The organism is Leifsonia sp. (genome assembly GCF_051955155.1).
Lineage (GTDB): Bacteria > Actinomycetota > Actinomycetes > Actinomycetales > Microbacteriaceae > Leifsonia.
The window spans coordinates 1-15,340 of sequence record NZ_JBQCGZ010000075.1 but is presented as its reverse complement, the minus strand read 5'-3'; the positions used below and the strand labels follow the sequence as shown (position 1 = coordinate 15,340).

11 protein-coding genes and 1 tRNA gene are annotated in these 15,340 nt (G+C 72.1%); 6 read left to right on the top strand and 6 right to left on the bottom strand.

Annotated elements, in window-relative coordinates:
- The coding region (locus tag ACTHMF_RS07335; protein WP_440316901.1) for an SDR family NAD(P)-dependent oxidoreductase at positions 1-264 on the bottom strand (264 nt) is incomplete at its 3' end.
- Positions 261-1,709 (bottom strand): NADP-dependent phosphogluconate dehydrogenase, encoded by a 1,449-nt coding sequence (gene gndA, locus ACTHMF_RS07330; RefSeq protein ID WP_440316900.1) that lies wholly within the window; start codon positions 1,707-1,709, stop codon positions 261-263. The genes gndA and ACTHMF_RS07335, both read right to left, overlap by 4 nt.
- A 112-nt stretch (positions 1,710-1,821) precedes the next feature.
- On the opposite strand from gndA, the gene ACTHMF_RS07325 reads away from it, so the two are divergent.
- Positions 1,822-2,169: a hypothetical protein gene (locus ACTHMF_RS07325; RefSeq protein WP_440316899.1), complete on the top strand. Its 348-nt coding sequence runs from the start codon at positions 1,822-1,824 to the stop codon at positions 2,167-2,169.
- Positions 2,170-2,187: 18 nt separating this feature from the next.
- Here the strand turns inward: ACTHMF_RS07325 and ACTHMF_RS07320 are convergent, their stop codons facing one another.
- The 3 genes from ACTHMF_RS07320 to ACTHMF_RS07310 all read right to left on the bottom strand — a co-directional run bounded on the left by ACTHMF_RS07320 (position 2,188) and on the right by ACTHMF_RS07310 (position 4,715).
- Positions 2,188-3,165: a ribose-phosphate diphosphokinase gene (locus tag ACTHMF_RS07320; protein ID WP_314148964.1), complete on the bottom strand. Its 978-nt coding sequence runs from the start codon at positions 3,163-3,165 to the stop codon at positions 2,188-2,190.
- Positions 3,166-4,605 (bottom strand): bifunctional UDP-N-acetylglucosamine diphosphorylase/glucosamine-1-phosphate N-acetyltransferase GlmU, encoded by a 1,440-nt coding sequence (gene glmU, locus ACTHMF_RS07315; protein ID WP_440316898.1) that lies wholly within the window; start codon positions 4,603-4,605, stop codon positions 3,166-3,168.
- Between the two features lie 38 nt (positions 4,606-4,643).
- Positions 4,644-4,715: transfer RNA gene (locus tag ACTHMF_RS07310), tRNA-Gln, on the bottom strand.
- 159 nt (positions 4,716-4,874) lie between these two features.
- Here ACTHMF_RS07310 and ACTHMF_RS07305 point away from each other — a divergent pair.
- Entirely contained in the window at positions 4,875-5,408 is a 534-nt protein-coding gene (locus ACTHMF_RS07305) for a MarR family winged helix-turn-helix transcriptional regulator (RefSeq protein WP_314148962.1), read from the top strand.
- A gap of 67 nt (positions 5,409-5,475) precedes the next feature.
- The gene (locus ACTHMF_RS07300; protein ID WP_440316897.1) at positions 5,476-7,992 is read left to right on the top strand and encodes a CDP-glycerol glycerophosphotransferase family protein; all 2,517 of its coding nucleotides are present in this window, start codon (positions 5,476-5,478) and stop codon (positions 7,990-7,992) included.
- 67 nt (positions 7,993-8,059) lie between these two features.
- Here the strand turns inward: ACTHMF_RS07300 and ACTHMF_RS07295 are convergent, their stop codons facing one another.
- The gene (locus ACTHMF_RS07295; protein ID WP_440316896.1) at positions 8,060-9,661 is read right to left on the bottom strand and encodes an acyl-CoA dehydrogenase family protein; all 1,602 of its coding nucleotides are present in this window, start codon (positions 9,659-9,661) and stop codon (positions 8,060-8,062) included.
- On the opposite strand from ACTHMF_RS07295, the gene ACTHMF_RS07290 reads away from it, so the two are divergent.
- The 3 genes from ACTHMF_RS07290 (at position 9,660) to ACTHMF_RS07280 (ending at position 15,075) form a co-directional block, all read left to right on the top strand.
- Positions 9,660-10,226 carry a GNAT family N-acetyltransferase gene (locus tag ACTHMF_RS07290; protein ID WP_440316895.1) on the top strand — a complete coding sequence of 189 codons (567 nt, stop codon included), beginning with the start codon at positions 9,660-9,662 and terminating at the stop codon, positions 10,224-10,226. The genes ACTHMF_RS07295 and ACTHMF_RS07290 overlap by 2 nt on opposite strands.
- A gap of 119 nt (positions 10,227-10,345) precedes the next feature.
- Positions 10,346-12,145: an ABC-F family ATP-binding cassette domain-containing protein gene (locus tag ACTHMF_RS07285; RefSeq protein ID WP_440316894.1), complete on the top strand. Its 1,800-nt coding sequence runs from the start codon at positions 10,346-10,348 to the stop codon at positions 12,143-12,145.
- 125 nt (positions 12,146-12,270) lie between these two features.
- Positions 12,271-15,075 (top strand): LuxR C-terminal-related transcriptional regulator, encoded by a 2,805-nt coding sequence (locus ACTHMF_RS07280; protein WP_440316893.1) that lies wholly within the window; start codon positions 12,271-12,273, stop codon positions 15,073-15,075.
- The last annotated feature ends 265 nt before the right edge of the window (positions 15,076-15,340 follow it).

Below are 15,340 nucleotides of genomic sequence, written 5' to 3'. Positions count from 1 at the left end.
CGTGAACCGGTTGCTGACGGCCGCGGAATGGACGAGCACGTCCAGCCGGTCGAGTGAGCGGACGAGCGTCGCGAGCGAGTCGAGGTCGAGGAGGTCGCAGGCGATCGGGCGCACCTCCGGAATCTCCCCAAGTTTCTGCAGCGCCGTGAGGCTCCGGCCCAGGGCGACGACCGTGTGATCGGTGACGAGGGCGCGCACGATGGCGCCGCCGATGCCGCCGGTCGCTCCGGTGACGAGCGCGACAGGTCGTGTGGAGGCGGTCATGAAGCTTCGATCTCGGTGCGGTCGCCGGACCAGAGGGTGTGGAAGGTGCCGTCCTTGTCGATGCGCTTGTAGGTGTGCGCGCCGAAGAAGTCGCGCTGGCCCTGCACGAGCGCGGCCGGGAGGCGGTGCTGGGCGAGCGAGTCGTAGTACGACAGCGCCGCGCCGAAGCCCGGAATCGGGACGCCGGAGAGCGCGGCGGTCGCCACCACGCGGCGCCAGGCGGCCTCGCCCTCGCGGACGGCGTCGGCGAAGTACGGCGCCTCCAGCAGGGTCGCGATGTCCGGGTTCTCGTCGTACGCGTCCGCGATCCGGTTCAGGAACTGCGCGCGGATGATGCAGCCGCCGCGCCAGATCTTCGCGATCTTGTCCTTGTTGATGTTCCAGCCGTACTTCTCGGCACCGGCGATGATCGCATCGAAGCCCTGCGCATACGCGACGACCTTCGACGCGTACAGCGCCTTGGACACGTCGTCGGCGAACGCCTCCACGTCGGACGCCTTCTGCACCTCCGGCCGCGACTGGATGGTCGCCTGCACCGCCGCGCGCTGCGCCGGCTTCGAGGACACGGCGCGGGCGAACACCGCCTCCGCGATGCCGCCGACCGGGATGCCCAGGTCGAGCGCGTTCTGCACCGTCCAGACGCCGGTGCCCTTCGACCCGGCCTGGTCCAGGACGATGTCCACGAACGGCTTGCCCGTCTCCGCGTCCACCTGGCGCAGCACCTCGGCGGTGATCTCGATCAGGTAGGACTCCAGGTAGCCGTTGTTCCACTCGGAGAACACGTCCGCGATCTGCGCCGGCTCCAGGCCCCCGACGGTGCGGAGCAGGTCGTAGGCCTCGGCGATCAGCTGCATGTCGGCGTACTCGATGCCGTTGTGGATCATCTTAACGAAGTGGCCGGCACCGTCGGTTCCGACGTGCGTCACACACGGCTCGCCCTCGGCCACCGCCGCGATCGAGGCGAGGATCGGGCCGAGCGTCTTGTACGACTCCTCCGACCCGCCCGGCATGATCGACGGGCCCTTCAGCGCGCCCTCCTCACCGCCGGAGATCCCGGTGCCGACGAAGTGGATGCCCGTTGCCGCCACCCGCTTCTCGCGCTCGATGGTGTCCAGGAAGTTCGCGTTGCCGCCATCCACGATGATGTCTCCCGGCTCGAACCGCTCCACCAGCTGATCGATCACCGCGTCCGTGCCCTTCCCGGCCTGGACCATGATGATCGCCGTGCGCGGCTTCGCGAGCGACGCGACGAAGTCGTCGATCGACTCCGAGGCCACGAACCCGGCCTCCGGATGCTCGGTGATGAGCTCCTCGGTGCGCGCGTACGTGCGGTTGTAGACGGCGACCGTGTTGCCCTCGCGCGAGGCGAGGTTGCGGGCCAGATTCGACCCCATCACAGCCAGACCGACGACTCCGATGTTGGCCGTTGCGTGGTTCTCGGGCACGGAGGACTCCTTCGTTGAGCGTGTTTGGGTCCAGCGTAGCCTGGGGCCCGGCCGCTCTCCCCCGTGTGACGCTCGCTTGCAATCGCACCGGGCGGCGCTCACACTCGAAGGCGTGACGTTCGAGGAGCATCCGGAGCTGGCGGAGTACGACCCGCACGAGCGTCCGCTGCGCGGCCGGCGCCGCACGATCGCCACCCGCGTGTTCGTGATCGTCGCCCTCGGCGCGCTGCTGCTGCCCGGGATCCTGCTGACGATCAGCATCCAGACGGAGACGGCCGGCTACACCTGCGACGTCTACGCACGGCACTACGAGCCGGACTCCGTCGGCTCGTCCGCGCGCTTCGAGCTGTTCGCACCCGCCGGCCCCGGCTGGCAGTGCTACGCGCTGAACACCGAGGGCGACACGACCTTCGTCGCGCCGCTCGGCCTCATCCCCTCCGCCCCGCACGCGCTCCGCTGAGCGCCGACGGGGCGCAGGTCACGCGGCGCCGTCGAACATCGAGGTGACGGAGCCGTCCGTGAAGACCTGCTCGATCGCGTCCGCGAGCAGCGGTGCGATCGGCAGCACGGTCAGCTTGTCCCAGCGCTTGTGCTCCGGCAGCGGCAGCGTGTCCGTGACGACGACCGAGTCGATCACATCGGACTGCAGCAGCTCGACCGCCGGGTCGCTGAACACCGCGTGGGTCGCGGCGACGACGACGCCGGTCGCGCCGTTGGCCTTCAGCGCCTCCGCGGCCTTGACGATGGTGCGGCCGGTGTCGATCAGGTCGTCCACGAGCAGGCAGACGCGGCCCTTCACATCGCCGACGATCTCGTGCACGGAGACCTGGTTCGGGACCAGCGGGTCGCGGCGCTTGTGGATGATCGCGAGCGGCGCATCCAGCTTGTCGCTCCAGATGTCGGCGACGCGGACGCGGCCCATGTCCGGGGACACTACGGTCAGCGTCTTGGGGTCGAGCTCGCGGCGCATGTGCTCGAGCAGCACCGGCATGGCGAAGAGGTGGTCGACGGGACCGTCGAAGAAGCCCTGGATCTGCGCGGCGTGCAGGTCGACCGACATGATGCGGTCGGCGCCGGCGGCCTTGAACAGGTCGGCGACGAGGCGGGCGGAGATCGGCTCGCGGCCGCGGCCCTTCTTGTCCTGGCGCGCGTACGGGTAGAACGGCGCGACGACGGTGATCCGCTTGGCGGACGCGCGCTTGAGCGCATCCACCATGATGAGCTGCTCCATGAGCCACTCGTTGATCGGCGAGGTGTGCGACTGGATCACGAACGCGTCGGAGCCGCGCACGCTCTCGTCGAACCGCGCGTAGATCTCGCCGTTGGCGAAGGTGCGGGCGTCGGTGGGGACCAGCTCGCTGCCGAGGCACTCGGCGATCTGCTGGGCGAGCTCGGGATGCGCACGCCCCGAGATCAGAACAAGTCGTTTCTGGCCGGTGGCGGTGATCCCTGACACTTACTCTCCACTCTGTTGGCCGGCACTGCCTTCCGCAGCTCTGGCGGCGTCCGTGCCCGGCCGCTTCTGCGCGACCCAGCCTTCGATGTTCCGTTGTGGGGCGACGGTGATGGCGAGGGAACCCGCCGGCACGTCCTTGCGGACGACGGTTCCGGCCCCGGTGTACGCTCCGTCACCCATCCTAACGGGCGCGACGAACACCGTGTTCGTGCTCGCCCGCACGTGCGAGCCGATCTCGGTGCGGTGCTTGTTCACGCCGTCGTAGTTGGCGGTGATGACGCCGGCGCCGAGGTTCGACTTCTCGCCGACCGTCGCGTCCCCGACGTAGTTGAAGTGCGCGAGCTTGGTGCCGTCGCCGATGACCGCGTTCTTGGTCTCGACGAAGGTGCCGATCTTGCCGGAGGCGCCGAGCACCGTCCCCGGCCGGAGGTACGCGAACGGCCCGACCGTGGAGCCGGCGCCGATCACCGCGAGCGTCGCGTCGGTGCGCTTGACCGTCGCACCCTCGCCGATCTCGCAGTCCAGCAGCGTGGTGTCCGGGCCGATCACGGCGCCGGTCTCGACGACGGTCGCGCCGCGCAGCTGGGTGCCGGGCAGGATGGTCGTGTCCGGCGCGAGCTTCACCTTCACGTCGATCCAGGTCGTCGCCGGGTCCTGCACGGTCACGCCGGCGAGCTGCCAGGTGCGCACGATAAGCGCGTTCAGCTTCGCCGCCGCCTCGCTCAGCTGGGCGCGGTCGTTGATGCCCTCGACCAGCCAGGACTCGGAGACCGGGAGAGCGTCCACGTCGAAGCCGGCCTCGCGCAGCAGGCCGATCACGTCGGTCAGGTACTTCTCGCCCTGCGCGTTGTCCGTGGTCACGGCGGCGAGCGTGTCGCGGAGCGCAGCGGCGCCGAACACGTAGATGCCGGCGTTGATCTCGCCGATGGCGCGCTCCGTCTCGGTCGCGTCCTTGTGCTCCACGATCCGGTCGAGGTGGCCCTCGGGGGTGCGGACGATGCGGCCGTAGCCGGTGGCGTCCGCGGGGAAGGAGGAGAGGATGGTCGCCGCGGCGCCGCCCGCGCGGTGCGAGGCGATGAGGCCGCGCAGCGTCCCGGCGTCCAGCAGCGGCACGTCCCCGTTGACGACGAGCACGTCGCCGGCGAAGTCGTCCGGCAGGGCGGCGAGCGCCTGCTCGACGGCGCGCCCTGTGCCGGGGATCTCGTCCTGATCGACGATGGCCGCCTCCGGCAGCTCCGCCTCGATCACCTCGGCGAGCCGGTCGCGCTCGTGGCGCACAACGGCGACGACGTGCCCGGCGTCGAGCGCCTGGGCGGTCTCCAGCACGTGCGCGACGATCGGGATGCCGCCCAGCGGGTGCAGGAGCTTGGGCGTCGCGGACTTCATCCGGGTGCCCTGCCCTGCCGCGAGGACGACGATGGCGAGGTTCTGGTCGGTCATGATTCTCCGTGACGGGTCGGGGACTTCGTTGGGCTCGGCTCCGCCTCCAGGACTCGAACCTAGACCTCACAGCTCCAAAGGCTGTCGTGCTGCCATTACACCAAGGCGGACCGCGCAACGCGCACCCACCAGTCTGCCAGACCGCCCCCGCGCCGGCCTGCCGCCCCGCTCTGGGCGTCCACGGGTGAGAACCTGAGGAAATCCCGGCGGAGCGGCGACATCATGTCACCACTCGACGAGCCGGGAACCCCGGGCAATAGGATGGAGGGATGGTGGACGCGCGTGATGGCAGCCCGCGGGCGGCCGCTGCCCGGGACGAGGTGGACCGCATCGTCGGCGCGTGGCTGCGCGAGCGTCCCGACCTCGACTTCTCCCCGCTGCAGGTGCTCTCGCGCGTCGACCGGCTCTCCCGGCACCTGGACCGGGCCAGGCGCAGCGCGTTCGACCGCTCGGACCTGGACTCGTGGGAGTTCGACGTGCTGTCCGCGCTCCGCCGCGCCGGCTCGCCCTACCAACTGAGCCCGAAGGCGCTGCTGCAGCAGACCCTCGTCTCCTCCGGCACCATGACCAACCGCATCGACCGCCTGGTCTCGCGCGGCCTCGTCGAGCGCCGCACCGACCCCAACGACGGCCGCGGCATCCTCGTGCAGATGACCGCGCAGGGACTCGCCCGCGTCGACGCCGCGATCACGCGCCTGGTGGATGCCGAGGCCGACCTGCTGGACGGCCTGTCCGCGGTCGAGCAGGAGCGGCTGGCCGGGCTGCTGCGCAAGCTCAGCCTCGGCTTCGACGCCGGCGCCTGAGCGTGCCCAGCGCACGCCTGCCGCACTCCCAGGAGACCGTTATCGGCCTCTCATAAACTCGCAGGCGATGAAACTCTCCCGACTGAAACGACTGCCGTCTCGCGTCAAGCGCGCTGCCCGCTTCGAGATCCACGCGCACTGGCGCCGGCAGCCGATCGTCCTCGGGTCCGTCTTCTACGAGTCCTTCTCCGGCAACGGGATGCTGGACAACCCGGAGGCGCTCTTCCGCGAGCTGCTCGCCGCGCCCGATCTCGCCCACCTCACGCACATCTGGGCGCTCTCCGACCTGCACACCTACCGTGCGGCGGTCGAGGAGTTCGCCGACGACCCGCGCGTCAGCTTCGTGCGCTACGGCTCCGCCGCCTACTACCGCGCGCTCGCCACCAGCCAGTACCTGGTCAACAACGCCACCTTCCCGTTCGATTTCTCGAAGCGTCCCGGCCAGGTGTACCTGAACACCTGGCACGGCACCCCGCTCAAGCGGATGGGCTACGACATCGAGGACGGCGCGCTCGGCACGGCGAACATCGTCCGCAACTTCGTCCAGGCCGACTACCTGCTGGCCGCGAACCCGTTCATGGCCGAGCAGATGTACCAGACCGGCTACAAGCTGACCGGCATCTACCGCGGCGCGCTCGTCGAGGAGGGCTACCCGCGCATCGACCGGCAGTTCCTGGACGACGCGGGCCGCGCCGAGGTGCGCGCGCAGCTGACCGAGGCGGGCATCCCGCTCGGCGACCGCAAGATCGTGCTCTACGCGCCCACCTGGAAGGGGCAGACCTTCGGCCGGCCGGAGGACGACCTGGATGCGCTGCTCGCGCACATCGCCCAGGTGGAGGAGCGCATCGACACGAGCCGGTACGCGGTGCTGCTGAAGACCCACCAGACCGTGCACGCGATGGCGGCCGACCGCCCGGAGCTGAAGCGGATGCTCGTGCCCAACGAGATCCCGACCAACCAGGTGCTCGGCGTCACGGACATCCTGGTCTCGGACTACTCGAGCATCTTCTTCGACTTCCTGCAGACCGGGCGCCCGATCCTGTTCTTCACCCCGGACCTCGCCGACTACGCCGGCACCCGCGGCCTCTACTTCGAGCCCGACGAGTGGCCGGGCCCCGTGCTCTCCTCCGCGCGCGAGCTCGGCGACGCGGTCGCCGCCATCGCCGCCGACGGCGACGCCGTCCCGGAGGAGGCGCGCGAGCGCTACGCCGCCATGCGCGCCCGGTTCACGCCGCACGAGGACGGCCACGCCTCCGCCCGGATCGCCGACATCGTCTTCCGCGGCAAGCGGGACGGCTACCGGCTGCGCACCGACCTCGCCGACGACGGCCGCGAGAAGATCCTGCTGTACCTGGGCGGGATGCGCCCGAACGGCATCACCACATCCGCGCTGAACCTGCTCAACAACCTCGACCACGACCGCTACGACGTCTCCGCGTTCTTCGCGCAGAGCCGCTCGGGCGCCGCGATCGCCAAGCAGCGCCAGATCCATCCCGCCGTCCGCCAGTTCCCGCGCGTCGGCGGCATGAACGGCGCCAAGCTGCGGCACCTCGCCCGGCACCTCGACTTCCGCCGAGGCCGCACCGCGCGGCACGCGGACGACCCGGCGCAGAACGCACTGTGGGACGACGAGTGGTACCGCTGCTTCGGCGACAGCCGCTTCGACTACGTCGTCGACTTCTCCGGCTACGGCCCGTTCTGGGCGATCCTGCTACTGCACTCCCCCGACGCCCAGCGCGCCATCTGGATGCACAACGACCTGGCGGCGGACGCCCACCGCGAGGTCAACGGCGAGAAGCGGATGCTGCACAGCCTCACCCAGCTCTTCACGCTGTACGCGGAGTACGACCACCTGGTGTCGGTGTCGCCGACGCTGTCCGAGGTCAACCGCGCCTCGCTCGCCGAGTACGCGCCGGCGGAGAAGTTCCGTTCGGCGCTGAACACGGTGGACGGCGAGCACATCCTGGAGAGCGCGCGCGAGGACCTGCACGAGCTGAGCTTCGACGAGGAGACCGGCAGCATCCCGGACTGGGCCGAGCTGCTGCTCGCACCGGACGACGACGTGACGACCTTCGTGAACGTCGGCCGGCTCTCGCCCGAGAAGAACCAGACGCGGCTGATCCGGGCGTTCGCGTCCGTGCACGCCGAGAACCCGAAGACGCGCCTGCTGATCGTCGGCTCCGGGCCGCTCGCCGGCGACCTCGAGGCGCTCGTCGCCTCGCTGGGCCTCACCGGGTCGGTGTTCCTGACCGGGATGCAGCGCAACCCGCACGCGATCATGGCCAAGGCGGACTGCTTCGTCCTCTCCAGCGACTACGAGGGCCAGCCGATGGTGATCCTGGAGGCGCTGGTGCTGGGCCTGCCGATCGTGACGGTCGAGTTCGCCTCGGCGAAGAACGCGCTCCCGGAGGGCAGCGGCCTCGTGGTCCCGCAGACCGAGGAGGGCGTCGCGGACGGCCTGCGCGCGTTCCTCGCCGGGCGCGTCCCCGCGTCGGACTTCGACTGGCCCGCCTACAACCGCAAGGCCGTGGCCCAGTTCTACGCCGCGATCGGCGCCGTCCCCGCCCCCGCCGAACTCCCCTAGCAGCCGAGTACGCAGAAAGTAGGCCCGAAACGGCCGAGTACGCAGAGAATCTGCGTACTCGACTGCTTCAGGCGCGGGCGGTGAGGGCGGCGAGGTCGAGGCCGGAGGGGAGCTCGCCGTAGAGGGAGCCGCGGTCGGGACCCAGGCGCGCGGCCACGAACGCGTCGCCGACGGCAGAGGGGGCGTTCCGCAGCAGCAGCGCGGCCTGGAGCGCCGTCGCGAGCGCTGCGGCGAGCGGCCGCGCGCTCTCCTCGGTCGCCCCGGCGAGCCGCGACCGAAGCGCGTCGTGATGCGCGTCGAAGAGCGGATGCGCTCCGCGCGCGAGCGCGAGCTCCGCGTCGAACGCCGCCACCGACTCCGGCTCCCTGGCGATCGCCCGCAGCGCGTCCAGCGCGATCACGTTCCCCGATCCCTCCCAGATCGCCATCACCGGCTGCTCGCGGTAGCGCCTGGCGAGCGGGAACGCCTCCGTGTAGCCGTTCCCACCCAGGCACTCGAGCGCCTCGTACGCGTGCCCCGGCCCGCGCTTGCACACCCAGTACTTGGTGACCGCCGTCGCCAGCCGGCGGAACGCGACGTCGGACGCCGGTGCGTCGTCGTCGTGCGCCCGCGCGAGCCGCAGCGCGACCGCGGTCGCGGCCTCCGACTCCAACGCCAGGTCGGCGAGCACGGCCGTCATCGCGGGCTGCTCGATCAGCCGACGCCCGAACGCTGCCCGGTGCCGCACGTGCCAGGCCGCCTCCGCCACGGCCTGGCGCATCCCGGCGGCGCTGCCCAGAATGCAGTCGAGCCGGGTGCGGTTGACCATCTCCAGGATGGTGCGCACCCCGCGTCCCTCCTCGCCGAGCAGGTAGCCGACCGTCCCGTCGAACTCGACCTCGCTGGACGCGTTCGACCGGTTGCCGAGCTTGTCCTTCAGCCGCTGGATGAGGAACGGGTTGCGCGCGCCGTCCTCCAGCACGCGCGGGACGACGAAGCAGCCGAGTCCGGCCGCCGTCTGGGCGAGCACGAGGAACGCGTCCGACATCGGCGCCGAGCAGAACCACTTGTGCCCGGTAAGCAGCCAGCGCCCGTCGCCGTCGGCGAGCGCGCGGGTCGTGTTGGCGCGCACGTCGGAGCCGCCCTGCTTCTCGGTCATCGCCATGCCGAACAGCGCCGAGCCCTTACCTGCGGCGAGCGCGGGATCGTACGAGCGGCTGAGCAGCCGCGGCACCCACTCCCCCGCGAGCTCCGGCGCCGCGCCCAGCGCCGCGACCGCGGCGTGCGTCATCGACACCGGGCAGGCGTGCCCCGGCTCCACCTGCGCGAACAGCATGAACGTCGCCGCACGCGCCACGTTCGCGCCCGGTCGTGGTTCCGCCCACGCCGAGGTGTGCGCGCCGGCCGCGACCGCCGCGCCGAGGATGCGGTGGTAGCCGTCGTCGTACTCGACCTCGTCGATGCGGTTGCCCCAGCGGTCGAAGGAGCGCAGCTGCGGCTCGCGCACGTTGGCCCGCTCCGCGTCCTCCTGGAACGCCGCGGATCCCACCAGCCGCCCGACAGCGCCGAGGTCGCTCAGCGCCCACTCCGCGTCGTGGCGTCCGACCGCCTCCCGCAGCGGCGTGTTCGCCGCGAACTCGTCGAGGTCGACGCGCGGGGGCGCCTGGTTCACGACCGTGTGAGTGCCCATGTCCGCAGAGTCTAATGTGGAGCCGGTGCGCATCCCCCAGACCATCGACGGCGACCGCGTGCGGCTGCGCCCGTGGCGGGACGACGACGCCGGCTTCGCGTTCGACCTCTACTCGCGGTGGGAGGTCGCGCGCTTCCTCGGCCGCACGCCCGCCGTGATGTCCGACCCCGCGGAGGCGCAGCGCCGCGTCGCCCGGCTGCGCGCGCTGGAGGACGACCTGCGCTGCTTCCGCGTCGTGACCGTCGCCGGCACCGGCGAGCCGGTCGGCGCCGTGATGCTGCAGCCCATTCCCCTCTCCGGCCCGACCGAGCCGCTTCGGCCCTCCGGCGACACCGAGATCGGCTGGCACTTCCACCCCGGCCACTGGGGGCACGGCTACGCGAGCGAGGCAGCCGGCCTGCTGCTGGAGACCGCCCTGGCCGACGGCCTTCCCCGCGTCGTGGCGGTGACCTACCCGGAGAACACCGCATCCCAGCGCGTGTGCGAGCGGATCGGGATGCACCGCCTCGGTGTGACCGACGCCTACTACAACGTGCGGATGGAGCTGTTCGCGCGGGAGGCCTGACGCGTCCCCGCCATCCGTTCCGGAGTTCTTCACACCTCCGCCCGGCGTGTCGCGTGCACAACTCGGGAAGCGATGGCAGGGCGGGAGGCCTGAGCCGCGGTCCCGTACCCTGGAGGCATATGGCACACCTCCTCGGGGCCGAGGCCCTGCACCTGGAATTCCCGACCCGCATCGTCTTCGACTCCGTCTCGCTCGGCGTCGACGACGGCGACCGCATCGGCATCGTCGGCCGCAACGGCGACGGCAAGTCGAGCCTGCTCGGGATGCTCGCCGGTCGGCTCTCCCCCGACTCCGGCCGGGTCACCGTGCGGGGCGGCGTGCGCATCGGCGTCCTCGACCAGGGCGACACCCTCGCCGACGACGACACCGTCGGCCACGCGGTCGTCGGCGACGCCGCCGAGCACGAGTGGGCGGGCGACCCGCGGGTCCGGGATGTCATCGGCGGCCTGATCGGCGACCTGGACTGGGAGGCGACGCTCGCAACGCTCTCGGGCGGACAGCGCCGCCGGGTCGCTCTCGCCCGGCTGCTCGCGGGCGACTGGGACGTGCTGGCGCTCGACGAGCCGACGAACCACCTGGACGTCGAGGCGATCTCCTGGCTGGCCGAGCACCTCAAGCGCCGCTGGTCCGCCGGCACCGGCGGCCTGCTCGTCGTCACGCACGACCGCTGGTTCCTGGACGAGGTCTGCACGACCACGTGGGAGGTGCACGACCGGATCGTGGAGCCGTTCGAGGGCGGCTACGCGGCGTACATCCTGCAACGGGTCGAGCGCGACCGGCAGGCCGCGGCGATCGAGGCGCGACGCCAGAACCTGGCGCGCAAGGAGCTCGCGTGGCTGCGCCGCGGGGCGCCGGCGCGCACGTCGAAGCCGAAGTTCCGCATCGAGGCGGCGAACACCCTGATCGCGGACGTGCCGGAGATCCGGGACGGCGTCTCGCTGCGCTCGCTGGCCGTGTCCCGGCTCGGCAAGGACGTCGTCGACCTGCTCGACGCCTCCGTCGTCTACGGCGACCGGGAGGTGCTGCACCAGGTCGAGTGGCGGATCGCCCCCGGAGAGCGCACGGGCATCCTCGGCGTGAACGGCGCGGGGAAGTCCACCCTGCTCGGCATGATCGCCGGCACCGTCGAGCCGACCGCGGGCCGCGTCAAGCGCGGCAAGACCGTGCGCGTCGCCACGCTCACGCAGCGGATGGACGAGCTCGAGGAGCACCTGGAGGACCCGGTGCGCGTCGTCATCTCCCGGCTCAACACCAGCTACACCATCGGCTCCGGATCGAAGGCGCAGGAGCTCACGCCCGGCCAGCTGCTGGAGCGGATGGGCTTCGCCAGCGCCCAGCTGTCGACGCCGGTCAAGGACCTCTCGGGAGGCCAGCGCCGGCGGCTGCAGCTGCTGCTCATCCTGCTCGACCAGCCGAACGTGCTGATCCTCGACGAGCCGACAAACGACCTGGACACCGACATGCTCGCGGCCATCGAGGACCTCCTGGACTCGTGGGCGGGGACGCTGATCGTCGTGTCCCACGACCGCTACTTCATCGAGCGCGTCACCGACCAGCAGTACGCCATCCTCGACGGCCGGCTGCGACACCTGCCGGGCGGCGTGGACGAGTACCTGCGGCTGCGGCACGATCAGCGCCGCCGCGCGGCCGAGCGGCCCGCGACCAGCGCACCGGCGTCCGCCGCACAGACCCCCGGCCTCTCGGGAGCCGAGCTGCGCGCCGCCCAGAAGGAGGTCGCCGCCATCGAGCGCCGCCTCGCCAAGCTCGCCGAGCAGATCGACGCCCGGCGGACGGCGCTGGCGGACCACGACCAGTCCGACTACGTCGGGCTCGGCGAGAAGATGGCCGCCATCCGGGAGCTGGAGCAGGAGACGGAGAAGCTCGAGGAGCGCTGGCTGGACCTCAGCGAGCGGATCTGACGCGCCCCTGCGGGCGCCCGTCGCCCCCAGGACGGGGGAAGCCGGACCGTCTGCCCGGTATGGGATGATGTGTCGAATCGGTCCGCGCAACGACCCGACCGGCGCGGGCGGGATGGGGTTGGCACGTGCCGGACGAGGCGTCGCTCAGGCCGCTCTTCGGCCGCGACCGGGCGAGGGAGACGATCCTCCTGGTCGCCCACCGAGCGCTCGAGACCGGCGGAGCCCTGCTGGTCACCGGTGAGGCCGGCCTCGGCAAGACCGCCCTGCTCGCCGACGTCGCGCAGCGCCTGGAGGGCTGGACGGTGCTGTGCGCGCACGCCGACTCCTTCGAGTCCGACCTCGCCTACGCGACCGTCGAGACGCTGATCCGCGGGCTCGGCGGCGGGCAGGTGCTCCGGCCGCCCGCGCCTGGCGACGACGCCCTCACCGTCGGCCGGCTGCTGCTGGACGCCATCGACGCGATCGCCGGCCCGGTCTGCCTGATCATCGACGACGCGCAGTGGGTGGACGAGCCGTCCGCCAGGGCCCTGCGCTTCGTGGTGCGCAGGCTCTCGGATCGCGGCTTCCTGTTCACCGCGGCGACGCGGCCGCAGCCGAACGGCGTCGCCGCCCTGTTCGACGACCTCGCGGCCGCCACCGTCAACCACGCACGCATCGACCTGACCCCGCTGACCGTCTCCGACACGCAGGACCTCGCGATGCACGTGCTCGGGCATGCCATCTCGCGACGGACCGCCACGCGCCTGACCGAGGCGACCCAGGGCTCTCCACTGCTGCTGAGCGTGCTGCTCGGCCAGCTGCGCGACAGTTTCGCGCAGGCGCTGCACCCCGCAGGCTGGGACCTGCCGGGCACGGCGATCCAGCCCCTCGGCACCGCGATCTCGGCGGCGCTGGAGGGAGCGGATCCGTCGGTGCGCACCGCCGCCGAGCTGGTCGCCGTGCTCCGCGACCCGTTGCCACTGCCGCTCGTCGGCACGATCGCCGACGGCCTCGGGATGACCATCGACGCCCCGGGCGCCGCCTCGCGCGGACTGGTGCTCGCGCGCCAGCGCGACGGCGTGCTGTGGGTGGAGCCGGCGCACGCCCTGCTCGCCGACGCCCTCGCCGCCGAGCTGACCGTGGAGCGCCGGGTGGACATCCACCGCGTCGCCTCGTTCGTGCTGAGCGGCCACCGGGCGCTCCGGCACCGGGTGGAGGCGGCCGACCGCGCCGACCCGACGCTGGTCGACGAGCTGCTGTCCGCCGCGCTGGCCGCCGCCGACCAGGGGCAGGCGGAGCAGGCGATGAGCTACGCCCGCTCGGCGGCGCATCTCGCCTCCGACCGCGAGCAGGAGCGGGCGCTGCTGGAGCTGGGGCTGCTGGCGATGCGGTTCCGCCAGCACGAGCGCGTGCTCGACCTGCGTCCCGCGATCGAGGCGCTGCCGCCCTCGCGGACCAGGGACGCGGTGCTGCTGGAGCTGCGCACGCTCTCGCGCGACGTCCCCGGCGCGCTGGAGCTCGCGCTCGCGATCGAGGCCGCCCCCGCGACGACGCCCGACGAGCGCGCGATCCGCACGCACGTCGCCGAGGCGCTGCCCAAGGTGCTGATGGCGATGGGCGATTTCGCCGGGGTGCTCGACCACCTGGAGGTCGCGCGGGTCCACATCGCGGAGTGCCCGCGGCCGGAGGAGGTGTCGGACCCGGCGCTGCGCTGGCTCGCCGAGCCGGAGGAGCACCTGGTGCGGCTGCTCGGCTGGGCGCTGAACTCGGCGGCGCACTCGCGGCGGCCCGACCTGTTCGAGCCGCTCACGCGCGAGCTCGACGCGCTGCTGGCGGGCTACGAGTCGCCTGCGGCGGTGGACGCGTTCGTGTCGCGCTCCCGGGTGTCTGTGCTCGGAGGGCACATCGAGCAGGCACGGGCCGATCTCGCCCGCGCGAACGAGCTGGTGCGGCGGTTCCCGTCGAGCTGGACGGCGGGCTTCGCGCGCACGATCTACGCACACATCCTCTTCCTGGTCGGCGAGTGGGACGAGTCGGTCACACTGGCCGACACCGCCGTCGCGCTCGCCCTGGACGAGACCGACCTGTCCTGCTGGCCCATCGCGCTCTGGACGTCGACGCTGGTCCGCGCCGGGCGCGGCGAGGCGGAGGCCGTGGAGACCAGGCTCGCCTCGGCCGCGAAATCGGACCCGCGCATCACCGGGTCCTACGACGGCGACCTGCCGTTCATCGCGCGCGCAGAGCTGGCCAGGGCGCTGGGCCGCCCGGAGGAGCAGCTGCGCGCGACCGAGGACGCCGAGACCGCAGCGACGCGCGGGTCGACGCTCGGCTGGCTCAGCTACCGCGTGGACGCGCTGGCCGCGCTCGGCCGCGCCGAGGAGGCCCGCGCGGCGTACGAGCGCTGCGCGGCGCCCGGCATGTGGCGTCCGTACTACGGGTCGCTGCGCTGGCTGGAGGGCCGGGTGCGGGAGGCGGAGGGCGCCACGGCCGACGCCGCGGCCGCCTACCGGGACGCCGCGGCGGACGGGCGCTTCCCGTTCCCCCAGGCGGTCGCCGCGCTGGACGCGGGACGGCTGCTCGCCCCGAGCGACCCGGCCGCGGCGAACGACCTCCTGGAGCAGGCCGCGGAGGTCTTCCGCCGGCTGGGCGCCGGTGGCTACCTCGCCCGCACCGCGCACGCGCTCGACGAGGTGCGCGCCGCGGGACGCCGGACCGAGCCGCAGGAGGGCTCGACCAGGGACGACCCGCTCGCGTCGCTGACGACCCGCGAGCGGCAGGTGGCGTACGCGCTGGCCGCGGGGATGACGAACAAGGAGATCGCCGAGCGGCTCTACGTCTCCGTGACGACGGTCAACTTCCACGTGCGCAACATTCTGGCCAAACTGGGCCTCCGCTCGCGCCGCGACCTGCGCGCGCTCGGCCTCTCGCGAAGGCGACCCGTCAAGAGTTGACGGTTTTCCCGTCCCCCGCTTGGAGGACACGAACGGCCGCCGCTAGCGTTGAAGACACCTGGGATGCCCGACCAGCTCCCGCGGAAACGCTTCCACTACGAATCGTCTCAACCCGACGTGGGGTGCGCGGTCGGGCATCCTCGGGCAACGTCGGAACGGTGCCCCGCTCCGCTGCCCTCGACGCCCACCTCACGCCTCGCCGCTAGGACTCCCCGGACCCCGTCGTCGGCGCCGGACTCGGCGCGTCCGGGTCCGTGTCCGGGGT